A 19711-nucleotide genomic window follows, 5' to 3' on the forward strand; every position below is an offset into this window, starting at 1 on the left:
TCTAGGGGGTGGCGTAGACGCCGGCCGCGGCGGCTGCGAAAGCGGCGCGTGCCGCGCGGTCCGCGGCGGCGGGGGTCGGGGGTGTGCCGGTGGTGAGGAGGGCATAGTAGAGCGGTGCGGAGACGGCTCGTACGACTTCCTCGGCGTCCGTCCCCGGAGGCAACTCCCCGCGTGCGACGCCCTGTTGGACGCAGGGGGCCCACTCGGCGATCCGGATGTCGTAGAACCGTCGCAGGGCGTCGGCGGTCCGTTCGTCGCAGGTGGCCGCGGCGATCACCGCGCGGAACAGGGCGCCTTGGCGGGGGTCGGCGAGGGTGCGCTGGACGAGGCGGGCGTTGGCGAGGAGGTCGCCGAGTACCGTGCCGGTCTCCTCGCGGGGCAGCGACTGTTCGGCCATGTCGGTGAGCACGTCGGCGACCAGGCCGGTCACCGAGCCCCAGCGCCGGTACACGGTCGTCTTGCCGACCTCGGCCCGGCGGGCGACATCGGCGAGGTCGAGATGCGCGAACCCGTGCTCGGCGAGAACGTCACCGGCCGCCCGCAGCACGGCCGCGCGGACACGGGCGGTACGCCCTCCGGGACGTACGGTGCCGGGTTCGGCGGACATATCGGCCTCCATGGGACGGCACTGTGTGGCTGACGTTCGAGTCGGGACCAGCGTAACGAAACAGCAGAACCGTTTAACCCTCACCGAGCGTGACATCCGTGTGTCCGCGCACGTCACGGGCCTGATAGCGTCCCCGCCAACAGTCGAATTCTCGTGAATTCTCATCCAATTGCGTTTCATCGCTGAGAGGTTGGAGCATGCCCGACGACTCCGCAGCAGCCCGGGCCGCCGCCGAGGAGGAGTCGGCGTTCTCCCACCCGCCCGTCGACCCCGACGTCAGCTCCGTGTACGGCGACCACCCCGACCAGGTGATCGACTTCTACGCCCCGAGGAGCGAGCTCCCGGCCGGGGTCCTGGCCCCCCTGGTCGTCGTGCTGCACGGGGGCGCGTGGCGGGCGCCGTACGACCGGCGGCACGTCACCCCGTTCGCGGACTATCTGGCGCGGCGGGGATTCGCCGTGGCGAACGTCGAGTACCGGCGGGGGGCGTTGCTGCCGGGGCAGGACATTCCCGGTGCTCATGTGGCCGGGCGGTGGCCGGACACGTTCGACGACGTGGCCGCGGCGCTGGACGCGCTCCCCGCGCTCGTACGGGACGCCCTCCCGCAGGCCGACCTGCGCCGCACGGTGATCACCGGGCACTCGGCGGGCGGCCACCTCGCGCTGTGGGCCGCCGCCCGGCACGTCCTGCCGCCCGACTCCGGGTGGCGCGTGGACCGGCCCCCGCCGCTGCGCGGGGTGGTGGCCCTGGCCCCGATCGCGGACTTCACGGTGGCGGAGAAGCTGGGCGTGTGCGGTGGCGCTTCGCTGCAACTCCTGGGCGGCGAGGACCACTTCGCATCCCGCCGGCCGTACGCCGACCCGGCGCTGCTGCTCCCGACGGGCATCGCGACGACGCTGGTGCAGGGCCGCACGGACGACGTGGTGCCGCAGGCGGTGGCCGAGGCGTACGCGGACGCGGCGGCGAAGGCGGGGGAGGTGGTGGGGGTGACGTTGCTGGAGGACGTCGGCCACTTCCCGCTGATCGATCCGGCGGCGGACGCGTGTGCGGTGGTGGCGGAGGAGATCGCGCAGTTGGCGTGGTGACGGGCGGTTGGCGCGGTGTGGTGAGGGGCTCCCTTTCATACCCGTAGTACCTGAGAGCTACGCCGGAGGTGAGCTCCCCGGCGGGACGCGGACGAGGCGTCCGGATCCGTAATTTCCCAGTCAGAGAGGCCCGATGGACGGGCGGACTGGGAGGGGGAACGGACGTGGGGTTCATTGCGCGTATCTCCATGCAGCCTGGTGGCAGCCGCGCCGCGGAGTCTGCGGTGCATGGTGATGCCGCGCCGTCTGCGGGCGGTCGTGCCGCTGGGGCGGCACGGGTGGGCGCAGGCGGCACCCCGCAAGCTCGGGCGAGCGCCACGCCCCCACCCGCACCCCCACCCCGCCGCACCCGCAACTGGCGCCGAGCCACCCTCGCGACCCTCATCACCGCCGCCGTAGTACTGCCCCTCTCCGCCGCGGCCCGCCCGGAAATCCCGGCCCCAGCTCCTGCAACGCTCCCCCCACTGACGACGTCGACGTTGGACACCGCATACGCAGCCAACAGAGCCAACGCCGCCGAAGCCTCCCGCATGGCCGCCGCCCACGGCGACACCCACCGCGCCGCAGCCGACCGATCCCTGACCACCCCCACCCACCACCTCCTCCACTTCGACGGCCGAGGCGAAGGCAAAGTCACCGAGGTCTTGGGCGACTTGACCCACGCCGACCACATCGCCGTCCTCGTCCCCGGCTCCGACACCTCCCTCGACACCTACGCCCGCTTCCGCGCCGAAGCGACCGCCCTCCACCACGAGCTGAACCGCACCACTCCCCGCACAGCCGTCATCGCCTGGCTCGGCTACCAGACCCCGGACACCATCAGCACGACGGTCACGACCACCGGAAGAGCAGACCGAGCCGCCCCGCAACTCCGGCAGTTCATACGGCAGCTCAGAGGCATCGCCGACCAGGACGACACCACCGTCTCCCTCCTCTGCCACTCCTACGGCTCGGTCGTCTGCGCCCGCGCCGCCACCGACCTGGACGCGACCGACCTCGTCCTCCTCGGCAGCCCCGGCACCGGCGCCGACACCGCCGCCGCCCTGCACACCCGCGCCCGCGTCTGGGCGGCCCGCGGCACCGACGACTGGGTGGCGGACGTACCGCACATCAAGACGGACCTCTTCGGCACGACGGTCGGCTTCGGCACCGACCCCATGTCCCCGTCCTTCGGCGCGAACCGCTTCGCGGCCGGCGACGGCGGCCACAGCGACTACTTCGCCCCCGGCTCGGTCTCCCTGGCCAACCTGGCCCGCATCGTCCTGGGCAAGACCTCGGAGGTGACCCGTGCGTGACCTGCCCCAGAGGCCGGCCCGCCAAGGCATACGGACAGACATACGCAAGGCCATCCAGCAGGGCGCCGCCCGCGTGGACGCGGCGACCCCCACCACCCGGGACAGAGCCGTGGACGCCCTGCGGGCCTTCGCGATCCTCGGCGTCGTCCTCGGCCACTGGCTGGTGACCGCCCTGGTGGCGGACGGCGGGAGCCTGCACACGGCGAGCCCGTTGCAGCACATGCCGTGGCTGGCCCCGATCTCCTGGGCGTTCCAGACGCTGGCGGTGTTCTTCCTGGTCGGCGGCCATGTGGCGACCAGGAGTTACGCCACCGCCAGAGCGCGCGGGACGACGTACGGCGCTTGGCTGACCGCGCGGCTGTCCCGGCTGTTCAGACCGGTCGCGGCTGTCCTCACCCTGTGGACGGTGGCGGCGGCCGGACTGCTCCTGACCGGCGCGGAGTTCGTCACGGTCCACACGCTCGTCAAACTGGCGCTGTCGCCCATGTGGTTCCTCGTGGTGTTCGCCGCGCTGACGGCGGCGACCCCGTTGCTGACCCGGCTGAGCCCGGTGTGGCCGCTCGCCGTCGTCCTCCACGTCGACCTGATCCGCTTCGGCCTCGGCGGCCCGTCCTGGCTCGGCTGGGTCAACGAGGCCGCGGCCTGGCTGGTGCCGTTCACGCTGGGTGCGGCTTGGACGCGCGGTGAGTTGGAGCGGCGCAGGGCGGGCTGGATCCTGCTGACGGGCGGCGCGGCGGCGACGGCGGCACTCGTGGCGTGGGCCGGTTATCCGGCGTCGATGGTCGGCGTGCCGGGCGCCGCGGTGTCCAACCTGAGCCCGCCGACGCTGGCCGCCGTCACCTTCGGCCTGGCCCAGTGCGGGCTGGCCCTGCTGCTGCGCGACCGGCTGCGCGGGGCGATGCGCCGGCCGCTCGCCTGGGCGGCGGTCGCCCTCGTGAACCTCTCCGCGATGACGATCTTCCTGTGGCATCAGACTGCGCTGATGGCGACCACGGCCACCGGACGCCTCGCCGGGCGCCTCCCGGGACTGCACACCGTCCCGGACGGCCTCGGCTGGGTCGCGGCGCGGGTGGCCTGGCTGCCGGTGTTCGCCGCCGTCCTCGCCGTCTGCTGGACGGCGTTCCGAGGCTACGAGCAGGGGAGCCGGCGGGGTGCGAGAACACGGGTGGTGCGGAGCAGCCGCCCGTCCGAACGGGGTACGGCGAGGGAGAAGCGGCATGTCTAGGCTGAGCCGTGTGACGGAGACGGGGATCCAGCACGTGGTCGTGGGGCGCGTAGGGCGCTGGTTGCGTGTGCTCCGCGACGACCTGCGGACCACCGGCGCGGATCCGCTGCCCCCATCGGTCTGGGTGCGCTGGCTGCCGCACGGGCTGCTGTGGCTGGCCGCGTTCGGCATCACGCTCGGCGCCGTCGCCCAGCTCGGGGACCAGGGCTCGTTGCAGTCCACCGGGGCGTTCGTCATCGGGCTCGCCCAGGGCGGCGCGGTCGTCCTCGCGATGTGGCGCCCGATACCGGCGTGGTGGTTGTCCCTGGTGGCCACCGTGGTGGGTGCCGTGGCCGTGCACGGCGAGCTCGGCGGCCCGGCGGGCGGCTTCACCTGGCCCTGGACGCCGGCCGGGATCATCGCCCATCTGCTGGTGCTCCTGCTGCTGACCCTGCGCGTCCGCACCCGGGTCGCCATGGAGGCGCTGGCGCTGACCGTGCTCGCCACCTATGTACTGCAAGGCCTGTGGGGTGGTCCGGACTACACGCCCACCGGTGTGATCGCGGTCATCCTCTCCGGGATCGTCGTGCTTCTCGGCGCCGCCCTGCGCGGTCGCCGCGAGGCCCGCGCGCAGCTCGTCGAGCAGACGTCGCTCACCGCCGAGGAGCGCGCCCGGCGCACGCTGCTGGAGGAGCGCAGCCGGATCGCCCGCGAGCTGCACGACGTGGTGGCCCACCACATGTCGGTGATCTCCATCCAGGCCCAGGTCGCCCCGCACCTGGTGGAGAACCCGTCCGACGAGCTCAAGGAGAACCTGGAGGGCATCCGGGAGAACGCGCTGGAGGCGCTGACCGAACTCCGCCGGGTGCTGGGCGTGCTGCGCTCCGAGCACCCCGACACCCCGGACCCGGTCGGCGCGCCCGGCACCGACACCGGTACCGCCCCGCACACCCCGCAGCCCACCCTCGACCGGCTCGACGCCCTGGTGGAGAACACCCGGGCGGCCGGGCTGACCGTCCGGGTCGAGGTCCAGGGCACCCGCGGGCAGCTGCCGCAGGGCGTGGAGCTGTCGGCGTACCGGATCGTGCAGGAGGCGCTGAGCAACGTCCTGCGCCACGCCCCCGGCGCGACGGCCGTCGTGCGGCTCGTCCACCACAAGCACGGCGTGGACGTGCGGGTCACCAACTCGCCGCCCACCGGCCGGGTCCCGCTCTCCCGCGGCGCCGGCCACGGCCTGCTCGGCATGCGGGAGCGGGCCGCGATGCTCGGCGGCACGCTGCGCGCGGGGCCGGCACCCGAGGGCGGCTTCGAGGTCGCCGCGTATCTGCCGACGTCACCCCCGTGGGCCGAGGCCCCGGTCGTCGGCTCCGCCTCAGCCTCCGCGCCCGACCCTTCCCCTGACCCCAAGGACGGCACCGTATGACGAGCAGCAGCCCGATCCGTGTCCTCATCGCCGACGATCAGCAGATGGTCCGGCAGGGCTTCACCGTGCTGCTCAACACCCAGCCCGACATAGAGGTGGTCGGACAGGCGGTCGACGGTCTGGACGCGGTGAAGCAGGTCGCGGAGCTGGCCCCGGACGTCGTGCTGATGGACATCCGTATGCCGGAGCTCGGCGGGATCGAGGCCACCCGCCTGATCACCGAGGCGACCCCGCAGATCAGAGTGCTGGTGCTGACGACCTTCGACCTCGACGAGTACGTGTACGAGGCGCTGCGCGCGGGCGCCTCGGGCTTCCTGCTGAAGGATGCCTCCGCCGACCAGCTCGCGGAGGCGGTGCGGGTGGTGGCGGCCGGTGACGCGCTGCTCGCGCCCGGCATCACCCGGCGGCTGATCACCGAGTTCTCCCGCCTCGACAACCGCCCGAAGCCCCCGCTGAAGGAACGCGTGGGCGAACTGACCGAGCGGGAGACGGAGGTGCTGACGCTGATCGCGCAGGGCCTGTCGAACGCGGAGATCGCCCAGCGGCTGGTGGTGGCCGAGCAGACGGTGAAGACGCACGTGGGCCGGATTCTGGTGAAGCTGGGGCTCAGGGACCGGACGCAGGCGGCGGTGTTCGCGTACGAGTCGGGGCTGGTGCGGCCGTCGGGGTACTGACCGGCACCGACAGCCGGCGGGTCTTCGCTACCCGTAGTACTTGAGGGGGAGGCGCAGGGACCCCTCTCACTGGTGACGACGGGGACCCCCTGGCGCACCTACCGTTTTCATCGTGACCGATACGACCGAGACGCACATGCCGCCTCCGCACGGGGGCGGACACGACGCGTACAAGCCGCGCAGCCCGGAAGTGCGGGCCGCCCTGGACGCCCTGCGGGGGCTGCGCCAGGACCTCTTCCACGACGCCTTCGCCTACCGCCCGCTGCCCCGCATGGCGGCGAGCGGCCCGCTCACCCGCCGACTGCCCGGCAGGGTGCGCGAGTACGCGGCCTGGACCCCGCACGCGGTGGTGGCGGCAGCGGGCGTGATGGCCATGTTCAGTGCCTGGGCGAGCGGCCAGGGCACCATGTCGGCGGTGCTGTGCGGCCTGTTCGCGCTGGCGCCGGTGCTGGTCACGTTGATCCGGCCGGTCGGTGCCTTCTGGCTCTCGCTGGCCTCGACGACCGCAGTCGCCGTGCTGGGCAGCTCGTGGTCCAACTGGCCCTGGCTGCCCGGCAGTTTCATCTCCCACCTGACCGTTCTGACGGTCGTGGCGATACGCACCCGGCCGCGCACGGCGGCATGGATGTGGGTGCTGACGGCGGTGTACGGCTTCGTCTCCGAGACCGTCTTCGGCTGGGGCCACTACGCCACCAACACCGGCCCCATGCTGGTCGTCTCCGCGATGGCCCTTCTCGTCGTCACGGTCTGGCACATACGCCGGACCGCCGAGCAGGAGGTGACCGCCCAGCAGACGGTGACGGCGCACGAGCGGTCCAAGCGCACGCTGCTGGAGGAGCGTTCCACGATCGCCCGTGAGCTGCACGACGTGGTCGCGCACCACATGTCGGTGGTAGCCATCCAGGCCGAGGCGGCGCCCTATCGGGTGGAGAACCCGCCGCCGGAGCTGGAGCGGGCGTTCGCGACGATCCGGGAGAACGCGGTGGCGGCGCTCACGGAACTGCGCCGGGTGCTGGGCGTGGTGCGTGCCGAGGACTACGAGGCCCCGGACGCCCCGCAGCCCACGCTCGCCGACCTCGACCGGCTGCTGGCCAATGTGCGGGACACCGGTCTGAGCGTGCAGAAGACGGTGACGGGCGCGGTGCGTGAGCTGCCGCAGGGCGTGGAGCTGTCGGCGTATCGCATAGTCCAGGAGGCGCTCAGCAACACGCTCCGGCACGCGCCGGGTGCTGCCGCGCAGGTGGAGATCGGTTACGTCCTGGGCGGGCTGGGCCTGCGCATAGTCAACGGTCCGCCGCCGGCGGGGGCGCTGCTGAAGCCGTCACCCGGCGCCGGTCATGGCATCACGGGGATGCGGGAGCGGGTCTCGATGCTGGACGGCGAGATGACGGCGGGCCGGACGGATGAAGGGGGTTACGAGGTGGCGGTGTATCTGCCGGTGCCGAGTGCGGGTGTGAGGACGAGCGAGGGTGACGCATGACGATCCGCGTGCTGATCGCGGACGACCAGATGATGGTGCGCGAGGGCTTCTCGGTGCTCCTCAACGCGATGCCGGACATCGAGGTCGTCGGCGAGGCGGTCAACGGCCGTGAGGCGGTGGCGAAGGTCCGGGAGCTTGGCCCGGACGTGGTCCTGATGGACATCCGGATGCCTGAGCTGAACGGCATCGAGGCGACGCGCGAGATCGTGGCGGCGGACGGTGCGGCGAAGGTGCTGGTGCTGACGACGTTCGACCTCGACGAGTACGTCTACCAGGCGCTGAAGGCGGGTGCCTCGGGCTTCCTCCTGAAGGACGCCTCGGCCCGACAGCTCGCGGACGGCGTACGGGTGGTGGCGTCCGGGGAGGCCCTGCTGGCCCCCTCCGTGACCCGGCGCCTGATCACGGAGTTCTCGCGGCTCTCCGACGGTCCCCGGCTGATGGTCTCCGCCCATGAGGCCTACGGCGAGCTCACCGAACGGGAGACGGAGGTGCTGGTCCTGATCGCGCAGGGTTTGTCGAACGCGGAGATCGCCGGGCGGCTGGTGGTGGCGGAGTCGACGATCAAGACCCACGTCAGCCGCGTGCTGGTGAAGCTGGGGCTGCGGGACCGGACGCAGGCGGCGGTGTTCGCGTACGAGGCGCGGCTCGTGACGCCGGGATAGGGGCCGTAGGCGGGTTCGAAAAATAGGGTGGGCGTCAGCCGATGAGTTTCTCCATGATCAGCGGTCGTAGATCACAGCTGGACACGAGACAGCACCGGGCAGACAGAGAAACAACGGAGGAACCGACATGCGCACCCTCATCAGCACCGCTTTCATCTCGCTCGACGGCGTCGTGGAGGCGCCGGGCGGCGAGGCCGGTTACCGGAACGCCGGGTGGACGTTCCAGGACATCGAGTTCCTCCCCGAGGCGTTCGAGATCAAGGGCCGCGAGCAGCAGGAAGCGAGCGCCATGCTGCTGGGCCGGACCAGCTACGAGGCGTTCAGCCCGGTGTGGCCCGGCATGGAGGAGTTCGCCGAGTACAAGGTGATGCCGAAGTACGTGGTGTCGACGACCCTCAAGGACGACGACCTCGTCTCGAACTGGGGCGACACGACGATCCTGCGCTCCCTCGAAGAGGTCGCCGAACTGAAGAAGACCGAGGGCGGGCCGATCATCATCCACGGCAGCGCTTCCCTGACCCGTTCCCTCGCCGACGCCGACCTGATCGACCGCTACCACCTGCTGGTCTTCCCGGTCCTCCTCGGCGCCGGCAAGCGACTCTTCTCGACGACGGACAAGGACAAGCAGCGCCTGAAGCTGGTCGAGCACGAGGCGTACGCGAACGGCCTGCAGAAGAACGTCTTCGACGTGATCCGCTGACGGCGCTTCGGGCGGGGCGGGGCGTTCAGTGCCAGTTGCTGATCTGGACGTCATCCGGCGCGGGCTCGCCCTTGCCGGTCTCGATCAGCTTCTTGAGGCTCATCAGATAGGTCGCCCACTTGGTGCTGCAGTGGTACATGAACTCCACCGGCTCCTTCCAGCCTTCGTGCCGGAACAGGACGATCGTGAAGTCGTCCTCCTGCTTCAGCTCGAAGCGGACGTGGGTGCCGATCCATTCCTCGGGCCCGTCGACGACCTCCCAGACCAGGCGTTCGGCGGGCTGGGCCTCCAGGACCTTCATGTCGAACCCGCCGGGTACGAAGCGGAACTTGATGACGCCCCCGACGTTGGGGTCGCCCTCGGTGTCCCGCGTCCACCAGTTCGCGAGCCCGTCGACGGTGGTCAGGGCCGTGTAGACGGGGTCCGGGGATGAGGTGATTCCGATCCGGTGCAGGATGTCAGGCATGTTCGGTACCTCTCTCTGATGTCGTGTTCTCCGGTTGGGCCTGGGGTGAGGTCTCCCGGTCGCGCTGGATCGCCTCGGCGATGCGCTTGATGCGGTGCAGTCGGGCGTCCCAGCTCGCCCCGACTGAGGCCAACTGGGCTATGGCGCGGGCGAGTTGTTCTTCGTCCACCTCGTAGCGGCGCTCGCGGCCGGACGGGGTCGCGTGGACCAGCCCGACCCGGTGGAGTACGCCGAGGTGTTTGGCGACGGCCTGGCGCGTGACCGGCAGTCGGTCGCTGAGCGAGGTCGCCGTGCCGAAGCCGTCGGTCAGCATCAGGTCGAGCATCCGGCGCCGGGTGGGATCTCCGACGGCGGACCACAGCTCGTCGTCGACGGTGACGCTCATGGCGTGGACACCAGTCGGTTCACGTAGGCGACGAGGCGCGGCAGGAAGTGGTCCCAGCCGGTGGAGTGCTCGCGGTAGGCGTTCTCGAACACGGCGGCCTCCCAGCCGCGTTCCCGGAACCCGGCCTCACTGAAGCGCAGCAGCGTGCCCGAGCCGGAGGGGGTCAGGTCGAAGGTCACGAGGAGGGAGTTGGTCGGTGTCGGAGCCTCGCCCTCGTCGTACACCCACCGGAAGGAGAACCGCCGGGGCGGATCGGCGTCCACGACGGTCAGCGATTCGACCTTCGCGTCCGGCGTGCTCCTGTCCCCGAACGAGATGACGCCGGTGCCGCCGGGCACGGGCTTGAGCTCGGCCTCGTCGGGCCACCACTCCCTCAGATGCTCGGGTCTGCTGACGACCTCGTAGACCACCTCGGGTGTGGCGTCGATGTGGATCTCCCGCTCGATGCTGCCGTACTCCATTGCGCTCACCGGGCCCTTTCGCAACCTTTGGTTGCGTATCACTGTAAGCCCGGGAGACGGTTACACGCAACCATCGGTTGCGTGTCGCGGTTACGCCGTCGTCGCCAGTTCGCACCACACGTACTTGCCGCGGTTGCCGAATCTGGACAGTGGCTGCCAGCCCCAGAGGTCGGAGGTGGCGGCGACGAGGGCGAGGCCGCGGCTGGATTCGGCGTCCAGGTCGCCGGTCAGCTTCTGGGGAGGGTCCGGGGGTTCGGGGGCCGCGTCCCATGCGCCAATGCGGAGGACTCCGTCCCGCCAGCGGATTCGCAGGGCGGCGGGGCCGTCGGTGTGGAGAACGGCGTTGGAGATCAGTTCGGTGGCGAGCAGTTCCGCTGCGTCTACGAGGGTGATGAGGCCGTGCATCGTCAGGATGAGGCGGAGGGTGCGGCGACTTACGGTGACGGCTCTGGGGTCGTTGGGGATGTAGAGGGAGTACTCCCAGGGGTCGGTCGTTGTTTCGGGCATGCGTGAACTCCGTTCTGGGGGTGGGGAGTTGGGGTGCGGTGGCGGTGCCGCATGGGGGTAGCGGTGCACTTCCGCAGGGTGAGCGGTGCGTCACTGACGGTATCTCCTAAATTTAGGAGAGTGCAAGCCGTTGTCGTATTCTCGGTCTCTGAACGAGGTACGTTCGAAACGAAGTTGGGGCGGGGAGGCGCCAGTGCCGCCGAAGAGGCATCTCACGGCCCGTAGGGTTCGTCTGGGTGCTGAGCTGCGCAAGCTCCGCGAGGCCACGGGTATGAAAGCGCGGGAGGCCGCGGCCCTGCTCGGAGCCGACTCGGTTCAGATGAGCCAGATCGAGTCCGCCGTCGCGGGCGTGAGCGCCGAGCGGGTCCGGCGACTGGCCGCCAACTACGGCTGCATGGACGAGGCGCTGATCGAGGCGTTGGTGGCCATGGCCACCGACCGTACGCGGGGCTGGTGGGAGGACTACCGCGGTGTACTGCCACCGGTGTTCTTGGACATGGCCGAGGTCGAGCACCATGCCACATCCATTCGCGAGGTCGTGATCACGCACGTCCCGGGGCTGCTGCAGACACCGGACTACGCGCGTGCGGTGTTCCGGTACATGCGCCCCGAACTGCCCGAGAGTGAAGTGGCGCCTCGTGTGGAGCACAGGATGCGCCGGCGCGTCGTCATCGAGGGGGACACCCCGACGCCGTACGAGACCGTTGTCCACGAGTTCGCTCTGCGGGTCCGGGTGGCCGACCGGCAGGCCGCGCGGGCCCAACTCCGGTTCATCCTGCAGGAGATCGAACACGGCCACGCCGCAGTGCGGGTCATCCCCATCGACCAGGACGGCTTCGGTGGTACGGGTGCCTCGATGATGTACCTCGGGGGCCCGGTGCCCAAGCTGGACACCGGACTGCGCGATTCACCCACCGGCACCGCGTTCATCGACGCCGAACCGCAACTGGAGCACCTTCGCACGTTGCTTCGTAGGGTGGAGAAGGCGTCGCTGGACCCGGCGGCGTCACGGGACTTCATCCACCGACTGACCAAGGAACTCTGATGAACTGGCGGAAGTCCACCTACTCCGACGGCGGGGACGGCAACACCTGCGTCGAGATCGCGGCGCTGCCCACCCACATATCCATCCGCGACTCAAAAGCCCCCACTCGCGCCACTCTCTCCTTCCCCACCCCCTCCTTCACGGCCCTCATCAACCACCTGAAGGAAGAAGTCCCCCCATGGAACAGCGAGTCACCCTGATCACCCTCGGCGTCTCCGACCTGGCCCGCAGCAAAGCCTTCTACGAAGCCCTCGGCTGGCGCGGCCAGGAGGTTCAGGAGACCGTCTTCTTCCAGGCCGGCGGTCTCGGACTGGTCCTCTGGGGCCGGGAGAAGCTCGCCGCCGACTGCGGTCTGGAGGCCGACAAGGAACCGCCCGCCTTCGGCGGCATCGTCCTCGCGCACAACGTCCGCGACGACGGTGAAGTCGACGCCCTCCTCGACACCGCCCGCACCGCCGGAGGCACCGTCACCAAGCCCGCCGCCCGAAACGACATCGGCTTCTACTCCGGCGCCTTCACCGACCCCGACGGTCACGCCTGGGAGGTCGCCCACAACCCCGGCTTCCCGCTCGCCGAGGACGGGACCCTGACGTTGCCCGACTTCGGCGCCGGAAACTGATCGTTTCTGCGGTGAACCCGTCAGGCCGGTCGGGTGAATGCCCGTGTCCCGGGCTGTCGGCATATGCCCCCGCCTGGCTACACCAGGGCACATGATCAAGCACCTGAAGTACGGCCTGGCCGCACTCGCGCTCGCCGTCGTCCCCGTCATCGCGAACGCCCCGGCGAGCCACGCCGCCGACACCTTCCGCATCCTCTCCCGCTTCAGCGACCGCTGCCTGACCGCCAACGGCGACAACGTGGAGGTGGCGGCCTGTAGCAGTCGGCCGATCTCCAGCCAGGACTGGTACTGGGAGGGCGCCAAGCTGGTCAACTACGCCGAGGGGAAGTGTCTCGACGTCAGGAACGGCGAGCTCGACGCCCCGGCCCAGCTCGTCGGCGACTGCCACGGGCAGGCCAATCAGCGCTGGAGCTGGTACGGCGAGCAGCTGCGGACCGACGTCAACTACCAGTGCCTGAGCATCCAGGACCGTGGCAGCTGGGACCCGCACGCGGGTGTCAACCTCCGCAACTGTGAGGACACCGCCACCTGGCAGCGCTGGTACACCCAGGGCTGAGTGAGACACCCCTGGTCAGGAGGGGGAGGGTCGGGCTAGCGTCCGGGCATGGCAGCCTTCGACCCGTGGGACCCGGACTTTCTCGCCGACCCTTACCCCTCCTACGCCGACCTGCGTGCCAGGGGCCGCGTCCAGTACTACGAGCCCACGAACCAGTGGCTGGTCCCGCAGCACGCGGATGTCTCGGCGCTGCTCAGGGACCGCCGCCTCGGCCGCACCTATCAGCACCGCTTCACCCACGAGGACTTCAACCGCACCCCGCCGCCCGCCGAGCACGAGCCGTTCCACACCCTCAACGACCACGGCATGCTCGACCTGGAGCCGCCGGACCACACCCGTATACGCCGCCTGGTGTCGAAGGCGTTCACGCCGCGGACGGTGGAGCGGCTCAAGCCGTACGTCGCTCAGCTCGCCGGGGAGCTCGTGGACGGGCTCGTCGAGAAGGGCGGCGGCGATCTGCTCGCCGACGTCGCCGAGCCGCTGCCCGTCGCGGTCATCGCCGAGATGCTGGGCATCCCGGAGGCCGACCGTGGCCCGCTGCGGCCCTGGTCGGCGGACATCTGCGGGATGTACGAGCTGAACCCCTCCGAGGACGTGGCCGCAAAGGCCGTACGTGCCTCCGTGGAGTTCTCCGACTATCTGCGGGATCTCATCGCCGAGCGGCGCAAGCACCCCGGCGACGACCTCATCTCCGGGCTCATCGCCGCCCACGACGAGGGCGACCGGCTCACCGAGCAGGAGATGATCTCGACCTGCGTACTGCTGCTGAACGCCGGGCACGAGGCGACGGTCAACGCCACCGTCAACGGCTGGTACGCCCTTTTCCGCAACCCCGACCAGCTCGCTGCACTCCGCGCGGATCACTCCCTGATCCCGGGCGCCATCGAAGAACTCATGCGCTACGACACCCCGCTCCAGCTCTTCGAGCGCTGGGTGCTGGACGACATCGAGATCGACGGCACGACGATCCCGAGGGGCGCCGAGATCGCCATGCTCTTCGGCTCCGCCAACCACGACCCGGCGGTGTTCCAGAACCCCGAGCGCCTCGACCTCGCCCGCGCCGACAACCCGCACATCTCCTTCAGCGCCGGCATCCACTACTGCATCGGCGCACCGCTGGCCCGCATCGAGCTGGCCGCTTCGATGACGGCCCTGCTGGAGAAGGCTCCGACGCTGGCCCTGGCGGCGGAGCCGATACGGAAGCCCAACTTCGTGATCAGGGGGTTGGAGGGACTGGCCGTTGAGGTGGGGTGATCACTCGTTCGGATGATCGTCGATCGATCACGGCCAGTGGGCACCGGTGGCTCGTCAAGCTGGTGCCCGCCTGCGGAGGGAGGCACCATGACGGTTATGGCGCAGCACACATCTCAGATGTCCGTCGAGGAGTTCGAGGAACTCGCTGCACACGTGGCCAAGAGGTTCGACGCCGTCAGGTTGGAGTTCATCAACGGACGGGTCGGGATCAAGGGCATGACGGACGGCAATCACGCCGAGGTCGTCAGGTGGCTGCAGGAGTGCTTCCTGATGGCGGGTACCGGGCTGTGGCTCTACGGGGGTGGAGAGCTCGGCTTGCGGATCGAGAAGTACCGCAAGGGCCGAGCCCTTCCCGACGCAGTGCTCGCGCCTCGCGGGACGTTCACCGGCAAAGGGGACTGGGCCGACACCGACGGCGTGGTCATGACGGTCGAAGTCACCTCGTACGACGCGGACACGCACCGGCGCGACCGCGAGGAGAAACCCTTCGGGTATGCGGATGCCGGGATCCCCTTCTATCTCCTGATCGACCGCGATGACTGTTCGGTCACGCTCTTCAGCGATCCGGATTCGGAGGAGGGTTACCGCAGCGCCGTGAAGAAGGTCTTCGGCGCGAAGCTCTCGCTGCCGGAGCCTCTCGGCATCGAACTCGACACCGAGGAACTCAAGCAGTACGTCGACTGAACCCCGTCACGCCGTCATGTCCCGCCGCCGCAGCCCCGTCAGGCCGGCGCCGACCAGCACCAACGCCAGAGCCAGCAGCACCACCACCGGCCCCCACTCCATCCCCCCACCCGGCAACTTCGGCAGATGCCCGAACGGCGACAGATCCAGCACCGCCTGCGGAGCATCCAGCGCCGGGCCCACCCAGCCGATCAGCAGCACCGCGCCCGCCACACCCCACGCGGCGAGAGCCGCTCGCGGCAGCACCCCGTAGAGCAGGACCGCCAGGCCGCCGATGACCCAGACCCCGGCCACTTGCACCAGGCACGCGCCCAGGATCGGGCCGATCTCCTTGCCGTAGCCCGCCACGAAGCCCAGACCGGTGAGCAGCATGAGCAGCACCGCCCCGCCGAAGGCGACGACCAGATGCCCGGCGGCCCAGCCCAGGCGGCTCACCGCGTTCGCCAGCACCGGCTCCGCGCGGCCCGACGTCTCCTCGCCGTGCAGGCGCAGCACGCTCTGGACGACGTACAGCGCCGCGACCAGGCCCATCATCCCGACCATCGATGCCAGGAACGCGTCCTCCAGACCGCTCTGGCCGCCCATCCGCTCGAAGATCTCGCGCGCGTGCTCGTTGTCGCCGACCAGGTCCGCGACGCCGTCGGTGAGGCCGCCGTAGACCACGCCCACGACGAAGAAGGCGAGGCTCCAGCCGTACACACTGCCCCGCTGCAACCGCCAGGCCAGCGCCCCCGCCGTGCCGAGCCGTCCCCTCGCCGGGCCCGGGCGGGTCGGGAAGAAGCTCATGCCGACGTCCCTGCGGCCCGCCAACTCGTAGGCCAGCCAAGCCTGTAGCAGTACCGCCGCCGCGAACAGCAGCAGCACCCACCAGCGTTCGCCCGCGTACGGGCGCAGGTTCTCCAGCCAGCCCAGTGGGGAGAGCCAGGTCAAAACCGAACTGCCGTCGTCCGAGGCCGAGTCGCCCGCCGCGCGCAGCACGAACGCCGTACCGAGGATGCCGGAGGTCAGCCCGCGTGCCAGCCGCGCGCTCTCCGTCAGCTGCGCGACGATCGCCGCCATCGTGGCGAACACCATGCCGACCGCCGCCAGCCCCAGGCCGAGGGCGAGCGCGCCCACGGCTCCCTGGCCGGCCAGGCCCGCCGTGACCAGTAGTGCCAGTACGGCATTCGCGACGCCCGCCGCCAGCAGCGCCGCCGTCAGGGTCGCCCTGCGCCCCACCATCCCGGACGCCACCAGCTCCTGGCGGCCGCTCTCCTCCTCGTCGCGGGTGTGCCGTACGACGATCAGCAGGCTCATCGCCGCCGCGACCAGCCCGGCGTAGACGCCGATGCGCCAGGCGGTGAGCGCGCCCAGGTCGGTGTCGAAGACCGGGCCGATCAGGGCGCGGAAGGACGCGTTGGTCTCCACCTGGTGGATCAGGTCGGCCCGCTCGGCGTCCGTGCCGTACAGGCCCTTCAGGGAGGCGGGCATGGAGAGGACCATCAGCGCGTTCACCGCGACCCTGACCGGGATCATCAGCCGGTCTCGGCGGAGAGAGAAGCGGAGGAGTACGCCTGTCCCGGCGAGGGAGGTCATCACGACGCCGCCTCCTGGTAGTGGCGCAGGAACAGCTCCTCCAGGGTCGGGGGTGTCGAGGTGAGAGAACGTACGCCTGACTCGCTCAACTGCCTGAGTACGGCGTCGAGTTTGTCCGTGTCGACCTGGAGGCGGACCCGGTGGCCCTGGATGTCGAGATCGTGGACGCCAGGGAGGGACGCCAACCCGTTGGGGGCGCCCGCGAGTTCGGCCGAGACGCTGGTGCGGGTGAGGTGGCGCAGGTCGGCGAGCGAACCGGTCTCGACCGTACGGCCGCCTCGGATGATGCTCACGCGGTCGCACAACTCCTCGACCTCGCTCAAAATATGCGACGACAGCAGGACCGTCCTGCCTCGCTCCCGCTCCTCCTCCACGCAGCGCTGGAAGACCTCCTCCATCAGGGGGTCAAGGCCCGAGGTCGGCTCGTCGAGGATGAGCAGGTCGACGTCCGAGGCGAACGCGGCGACCAGGGCGACCTTCTGGCGGTTGCCCTTGGAGTACGTACGGCCCTTCTTGGTGGGGTCGAGTTCGAAGCGGTCGATCAGGTCGGCGCGCCGCTTGGCGTCGAGGCCGCCGCGCAGGCGGCCCATCAGGTCGATGACCTCGCCGCCCGACAGGTTGCGCCACAGCGTCACGTCGCCGGGGACGTAGGCGATCCTGCGGTGCACCTCGACCGCGTCCGCCCACGGGTCGCGGCCGAGCACCTGCGCGGCGCCCGCGTCGGCGCGCAGCAGGCCCAGCAGGACGCGGATGGTGGTGGACTTGCCGGCGCCGTTGGGGCCCAGGAAGCCGTGCACCTCGCCGGTCTCGACCGTGAGGTCCAGCCCGTCGAGCGCTTGCGTCCTGCCGAAGGCCTTGTGGAGGCCGGAGACGCTGATTGCCTTCGTCATGTTTCAGAACGTACGCTTCTTTCAGAAATTTGTGAAGTTAAGGAAGCGTATGAACGCCGGTTAGGGTGAGGGGATGAGTGACGTGGCAGGTCGGGACCCGGAAGCGGTGTCCAGATTCGTGGAGCGGTTCGCGGCGCAGCTCGTCGAGGCGGGGATGACGCGCATGCCGGCCCGGGTCTTCGCCGCGCTGCTCGCCTCCGACAGCGGCGCCCTCACCTCCGCCGAGCTGGGCGAACGGCTCCAGGTCAGCCCGGCCGGGGTCTCGGGCGCCGTGCGCTACCTGTCCCAGGTGCACATGCTGTCGCGGGAGCGCGAGCCCGGCTCACGCCGCGAGCGGTACCGGGTGCACAGCGACCAGTGGTACCAGGCCATCACCAACCGCGAGGCGGTCATCAAGCGCTGGGAGGACGCCCTGCGCGAAGGTGTGGCCAGCCTGGGGGCCGGGACTCCGGCAGGCCGCAGGCTGGCCGAGACGCTCGCCTTCTTCGAGTTCATCGAGAAGGACCTCGCCGAGATGATGGAGCGCTGGCAGGTCCGCCGCGCGGAACTCTTCGGCGACGACTAGCGTTCCTTCGTCTCCTCCAGGACCGTCCGGCCCAGGAGCCGGTAGCGGGCCGGGTCCCGGCGCTTGAGGTACTGCGCGTAGCCGATGCCCGCCGCCGCGACCAGCGCCACCAGCCACGGGGTCGCCTTCAGCACCAGCGAGCCGGACTCCGAACCAGCTGCCGCGCCCATGTTGGACACCAGCAGCGCCACCACCGCGAGCATCGCGACGCCGCCGACGAGCGGGGCGGTGAGGGTCTTGAACCAGTGCCGACTCTCGGGGTGGTTGCGGCGGAAGTAGACCAGCACCGCGAAGGAGCAGACGGCCTGCACGACCAGGATCGCCATGGTGCCGAGGATCGCGAGCAGGACGTACGTGCCGGTGTACGGGTCCTTGCCGGCGGCCGCGAACGCCAGCAGGAGCAGCGCGGTCACGATCGTCTGGACCAGGCCCGCGATGTGCGGGGAGCCGTGCCGGGCGTGGGTGCGGCCGACGGTGTTCTTCAGGGAGGGCAGGACGCCCTCGCGGCCCAGCGCGTACATGTAGCGGGCGGCGCAGTTGTGGAAGGCCATGCCGCAGGCCAGCGAGCCGGTGATCATCAGCCACTGCATGACGTCGACCGCCCAGTGGCCCACGTACTGCTCGGTGGGGCCGAAGAACAGCTGGAGGGGGTTGGCGGTGGAGACCTCGACGGCCTTCGACTGGCCGGTGCCGGTGATGGCCATCCAGGAGACGAAGACGTAGAAGACGCCGACGCCGAGCACCGAGATCATCGTCGCCTTGGGGATGATCTTCTTCGGGTTGCGGGACTCCTCGCCGTACATCGCCGTCGACTCGAAGCCGACCCACGACCAGAAGGCGAAGAAGAGACCGAGACCGGCCGAGGTGCCCTTGAAGGCGTTGACCGGGTTGACCGGGTCGATGCTGAAGCCGTCCGGGCCGCCGCCGTGGAAGGCGACCGAGATCGCCATCGCGGCGAGGACGGTGACCTCGGTGGCGAGCAGCACGACGAGCAGCTTCTCGGCGACCGAGACGCCGAACCAGGTGCCCATGGCGTTGATCGCCAGCATCAGGATGGCGAACGCCCACCACGGGATGTCCGCGCCCGTCTGGTCCTTCAGCGTCTCCGTCGCGAAGGTCGAGAAGATGCCGATCAGGGCCGGCTCGAAGACGACGTACGCGAAGGTGGCGAGCAGTCCGGAGGCGAGTCCGACGGTGCGTCCGAGGCCGTAGGAGATGAAGCCGTAGAAGGCTCCGGTGGAGGTGATGTGCTTCGCCATCGACGTGAAGCCGACGGAAAAGATTGCCAGGACGACCATTGCGACGAGGTAGCTCGCCGGGGCGCCGATGCCGTTGCCCGCCGACACCATGAAGGGCACGTTGCCCGTCATCGCGGTGATCGGCGCGGCCGTCGCGACGGCCATGAAGACCACGCCCAGCAGGCCCACGGCGTTGGGCTTGAGCCGGTGAACCGTGCCTGTCTCGTCCGTGTTCGCCGCTGGGGCGACTCCCTCGTCCACTGCCATCGGGCTAGGCCCCTCTCCTGCTGACGCGCTGGTGTACCGGGCTGGACTCTGTCGGCCGAATGAGTCGGC

23 protein-coding genes are annotated in these 19711 nt (G+C 70.2%); 15 read left to right on the plus strand and 8 right to left on the minus strand.

What is annotated here, in order from left to right; all coding sequences use genetic code 11:
• Position 1: 1 nt before the first annotated feature.
• Positions 2–607, minus strand: coding sequence for a TetR/AcrR family transcriptional regulator (locus CRP56_RS22915; RefSeq protein WP_097266836.1), 606 nt, complete (start codon positions 605–607; stop codon positions 2–4).
• A 197-nt stretch (positions 608–804) separates the two neighbouring features.
• On the opposite strand from CRP56_RS22915, the gene CRP56_RS22920 reads away from it, so the two are divergent.
• The 8 genes from CRP56_RS22920 (at position 805) to CRP56_RS22955 (ending at position 9130) form a co-directional block, all read left to right on the plus strand.
• Positions 805–1692: an alpha/beta hydrolase gene (locus CRP56_RS22920; protein ID WP_097266838.1), complete on the plus strand. Its 888-nt coding sequence runs from the start codon at positions 805–807 to the stop codon at positions 1690–1692.
• A 278-nt stretch (positions 1693–1970) separates the two neighbouring features.
• A complete protein-coding gene (locus tag CRP56_RS22925) occupies positions 1971–2987 on the plus strand; it encodes an alpha/beta hydrolase family protein (protein WP_257040903.1) in 1017 nt (338 codons plus the stop codon).
• Between the two features lies 1 nt (position 2988).
• The gene (locus CRP56_RS22930) at positions 2989–4212 is read left to right on the plus strand and encodes an acyltransferase family protein (protein WP_373559762.1); all 1224 of its coding nucleotides are present in this window, start codon (positions 2989–2991) and stop codon (positions 4210–4212) included.
• Entirely contained in the window at positions 4205–5614 is a 1410-nt protein-coding gene (locus CRP56_RS22935) for a sensor histidine kinase (protein WP_097266845.1), read from the plus strand. Before CRP56_RS22930 ends, CRP56_RS22935 begins: the two co-directional genes overlap by 8 nt.
• Positions 5611–6288, plus strand: coding sequence for a response regulator (locus CRP56_RS22940; protein ID WP_097266847.1), 678 nt, complete (start codon positions 5611–5613; stop codon positions 6286–6288). Before CRP56_RS22935 ends, CRP56_RS22940 begins: the two co-directional genes overlap by 4 nt.
• 112 nt (positions 6289–6400) lie before the next feature.
• Complete coding sequence (locus CRP56_RS22945) at positions 6401–7768, plus strand: sensor histidine kinase (protein WP_373559668.1); 1368 nt, start codon at positions 6401–6403, stop codon at positions 7766–7768.
• Positions 7765–8430 carry a response regulator gene (locus CRP56_RS22950; protein ID WP_097266852.1) on the plus strand — a complete coding sequence of 222 codons (666 nt, stop codon included), beginning with the start codon at positions 7765–7767 and terminating at the stop codon, positions 8428–8430. The genes CRP56_RS22945 and CRP56_RS22950 overlap by 4 nt, the downstream gene beginning before the upstream one ends.
• Positions 8431–8557: 127 nt before the next feature.
• The gene (locus tag CRP56_RS22955) at positions 8558–9130 is read left to right on the plus strand and encodes a dihydrofolate reductase family protein (protein ID WP_097266854.1); all 573 of its coding nucleotides are present in this window, start codon (positions 8558–8560) and stop codon (positions 9128–9130) included.
• A gap of 25 nt (positions 9131–9155) precedes the next feature.
• Here CRP56_RS22955 and CRP56_RS22960 read toward each other — a convergent pair whose 3' ends face one another.
• The 4 genes from CRP56_RS22960 to CRP56_RS22975 all read right to left on the minus strand — a co-directional run bounded on the left by CRP56_RS22960 (position 9156) and on the right by CRP56_RS22975 (position 10949).
• Positions 9156–9596: an SRPBCC family protein gene (locus CRP56_RS22960; RefSeq protein WP_097266856.1), complete on the minus strand. Its 441-nt coding sequence runs from the start codon at positions 9594–9596 to the stop codon at positions 9156–9158.
• Positions 9589–9981, minus strand: a complete 393-nt coding sequence (locus CRP56_RS22965; RefSeq protein ID WP_097266858.1) for an ArsR/SmtB family transcription factor — start codon at positions 9979–9981, stop codon at positions 9589–9591. The genes CRP56_RS22960 and CRP56_RS22965 overlap by 8 nt, the downstream gene beginning before the upstream one ends.
• The gene (locus tag CRP56_RS22970; RefSeq protein ID WP_097266860.1) at positions 9978–10442 is read right to left on the minus strand and encodes an SRPBCC family protein; all 465 of its coding nucleotides are present in this window, start codon (positions 10440–10442) and stop codon (positions 9978–9980) included. Before CRP56_RS22970 ends, CRP56_RS22965 begins: the two co-directional genes overlap by 4 nt.
• A 90-nt stretch (positions 10443–10532) precedes the next feature.
• A complete protein-coding gene (locus CRP56_RS22975) occupies positions 10533–10949 on the minus strand; it encodes an ATP-binding protein (RefSeq protein WP_097266862.1) in 417 nt (138 codons plus the stop codon).
• A 193-nt stretch (positions 10950–11142) separates the two neighbouring features.
• On the opposite strand from CRP56_RS22975, the gene CRP56_RS22980 reads away from it, so the two are divergent.
• The 6 genes from CRP56_RS22980 (at position 11143) to CRP56_RS23005 (ending at position 15107) form a co-directional block, all read left to right on the plus strand.
• Positions 11143–11994, plus strand: a complete 852-nt coding sequence (locus tag CRP56_RS22980) for a helix-turn-helix domain-containing protein (protein WP_097266865.1) — start codon at positions 11143–11145, stop codon at positions 11992–11994.
• Entirely contained in the window at positions 11994–12194 is a 201-nt protein-coding gene (locus CRP56_RS22985) for a DUF397 domain-containing protein (protein ID WP_097266867.1), read from the plus strand. The genes CRP56_RS22980 and CRP56_RS22985 overlap by 1 nt, the downstream gene beginning before the upstream one ends.
• Positions 12173–12613 carry a VOC family protein gene (locus tag CRP56_RS22990; RefSeq protein ID WP_097266869.1) on the plus strand — a complete coding sequence of 147 codons (441 nt, stop codon included), beginning with the start codon at positions 12173–12175 and terminating at the stop codon, positions 12611–12613. Before CRP56_RS22985 ends, CRP56_RS22990 begins: the two co-directional genes overlap by 22 nt.
• A gap of 91 nt (positions 12614–12704) precedes the next feature.
• Positions 12705–13169 carry an RICIN domain-containing protein gene (locus CRP56_RS22995; RefSeq protein WP_179851096.1) on the plus strand — a complete coding sequence of 155 codons (465 nt, stop codon included), beginning with the start codon at positions 12705–12707 and terminating at the stop codon, positions 13167–13169.
• A gap of 48 nt (positions 13170–13217) precedes the next feature.
• Positions 13218–14423 (plus strand): cytochrome P450, encoded by a 1206-nt coding sequence (locus CRP56_RS23000; RefSeq protein ID WP_097266873.1) that lies wholly within the window; start codon positions 13218–13220, stop codon positions 14421–14423.
• 87 nt (positions 14424–14510) lie between these two features.
• A complete protein-coding gene (locus CRP56_RS23005) occupies positions 14511–15107 on the plus strand; it encodes a Uma2 family endonuclease (protein ID WP_097266875.1) in 597 nt (198 codons plus the stop codon).
• A 6-nt stretch (positions 15108–15113) separates the two neighbouring features.
• Here CRP56_RS23005 and CRP56_RS23010 read toward each other — a convergent pair whose 3' ends face one another.
• Both CRP56_RS23010 and CRP56_RS23015 read right to left on the minus strand, forming a co-directional pair.
• A complete protein-coding gene (locus tag CRP56_RS23010) occupies positions 15114–16682 on the minus strand; it encodes an ABC transporter permease (RefSeq protein ID WP_097266877.1) in 1569 nt (522 codons plus the stop codon).
• Positions 16682–17572 (minus strand): ABC transporter ATP-binding protein, encoded by an 891-nt coding sequence (locus tag CRP56_RS23015; RefSeq protein ID WP_097266879.1) that lies wholly within the window; start codon positions 17570–17572, stop codon positions 16682–16684. Before CRP56_RS23015 ends, CRP56_RS23010 begins: the two co-directional genes overlap by 1 nt.
• Before the next feature lie 73 nt (positions 17573–17645).
• Between CRP56_RS23015 and CRP56_RS23020 the strand changes: the two genes are divergently transcribed.
• Positions 17646–18137, plus strand: a complete 492-nt coding sequence (locus CRP56_RS23020; protein ID WP_097266881.1) for a GbsR/MarR family transcriptional regulator — start codon at positions 17646–17648, stop codon at positions 18135–18137.
• Here CRP56_RS23020 and CRP56_RS23025 read toward each other — a convergent pair.
• Positions 18134–19642 (minus strand): APC family permease, encoded by a 1509-nt coding sequence (locus CRP56_RS23025; protein WP_097266883.1) that lies wholly within the window; start codon positions 19640–19642, stop codon positions 18134–18136. The two genes, CRP56_RS23020 and CRP56_RS23025, sit on opposite strands and share 4 nt — an antisense overlap.
• Between the last annotated feature and the right edge of the window lie 69 nt (positions 19643–19711).

Source organism: Streptomyces sp. TLI_55, from assembly GCF_900206255.1.
Classification (GTDB): Bacteria; Actinomycetota; Actinomycetes; order Streptomycetales; family Streptomycetaceae; genus Streptomyces; species Streptomyces aquilus.

Excerpts from the sequence above, each read along its gene's own strand:
- CRP56_RS22935 (WP_097266845.1), top strand. The coding sequence starts at position 4,205 with ATGTCTAGGCTGAGCCGTGTGACGGAGACGGGGATCCAGCACGTGGTC.
- CRP56_RS22975 (WP_097266862.1), bottom strand. The coding sequence starts at position 10,949 with ATGCCCGAAACAACGACCGACCCCTGGGAGTACTCCCTCTACATCCCC.
- CRP56_RS22960 (WP_097266856.1), bottom strand. The coding sequence starts at position 9,596 with ATGCCTGACATCCTGCACCGGATCGGAATCACCTCATCCCCGGACCCC.
- CRP56_RS22920 (WP_097266838.1), top strand. The coding sequence starts at position 805 with ATGCCCGACGACTCCGCAGCAGCCCGGGCCGCCGCCGAGGAGGAGTCG.
- CRP56_RS22995 (WP_179851096.1), top strand. The coding sequence starts at position 12,705 with ATGATCAAGCACCTGAAGTACGGCCTGGCCGCACTCGCGCTCGCCGTC.
- CRP56_RS22970 (WP_097266860.1), bottom strand. The coding sequence starts at position 10,442 with ATGGAGTACGGCAGCATCGAGCGGGAGATCCACATCGACGCCACACCC.
- CRP56_RS22940 (WP_097266847.1), top strand. The coding sequence starts at position 5,611 with ATGACGAGCAGCAGCCCGATCCGTGTCCTCATCGCCGACGATCAGCAG.
- CRP56_RS23025 (WP_097266883.1), bottom strand. The coding sequence starts at position 19,642 with ATGGCAGTGGACGAGGGAGTCGCCCCAGCGGCGAACACGGACGAGACA.
- CRP56_RS22950 (WP_097266852.1), top strand. The coding sequence starts at position 7,765 with ATGACGATCCGCGTGCTGATCGCGGACGACCAGATGATGGTGCGCGAG.
- CRP56_RS23015 (WP_097266879.1), bottom strand. The coding sequence starts at position 17,572 with ATGACGAAGGCAATCAGCGTCTCCGGCCTCCACAAGGCCTTCGGCAGG.
- CRP56_RS22990 (WP_097266869.1), top strand. The coding sequence starts at position 12,173 with ATGGAACAGCGAGTCACCCTGATCACCCTCGGCGTCTCCGACCTGGCC.
- CRP56_RS22955 (WP_097266854.1), top strand. The coding sequence starts at position 8,558 with ATGCGCACCCTCATCAGCACCGCTTTCATCTCGCTCGACGGCGTCGTG.
- CRP56_RS23020 (WP_097266881.1), top strand. The coding sequence starts at position 17,646 with ATGAGTGACGTGGCAGGTCGGGACCCGGAAGCGGTGTCCAGATTCGTG.
- CRP56_RS22985 (WP_097266867.1), top strand. The coding sequence starts at position 11,994 with ATGAACTGGCGGAAGTCCACCTACTCCGACGGCGGGGACGGCAACACC.
- CRP56_RS22915 (WP_097266836.1), bottom strand. The coding sequence starts at position 607 with ATGTCCGCCGAACCCGGCACCGTACGTCCCGGAGGGCGTACCGCCCGT.
- CRP56_RS23005 (WP_097266875.1), top strand. The coding sequence starts at position 14,511 with ATGACGGTTATGGCGCAGCACACATCTCAGATGTCCGTCGAGGAGTTC.
- CRP56_RS23010 (WP_097266877.1), bottom strand. The coding sequence starts at position 16,682 with ATGACCTCCCTCGCCGGGACAGGCGTACTCCTCCGCTTCTCTCTCCGC.
- CRP56_RS22965 (WP_097266858.1), bottom strand. The coding sequence starts at position 9,981 with ATGAGCGTCACCGTCGACGACGAGCTGTGGTCCGCCGTCGGAGATCCC.
- CRP56_RS23000 (WP_097266873.1), top strand. The coding sequence starts at position 13,218 with ATGGCAGCCTTCGACCCGTGGGACCCGGACTTTCTCGCCGACCCTTAC.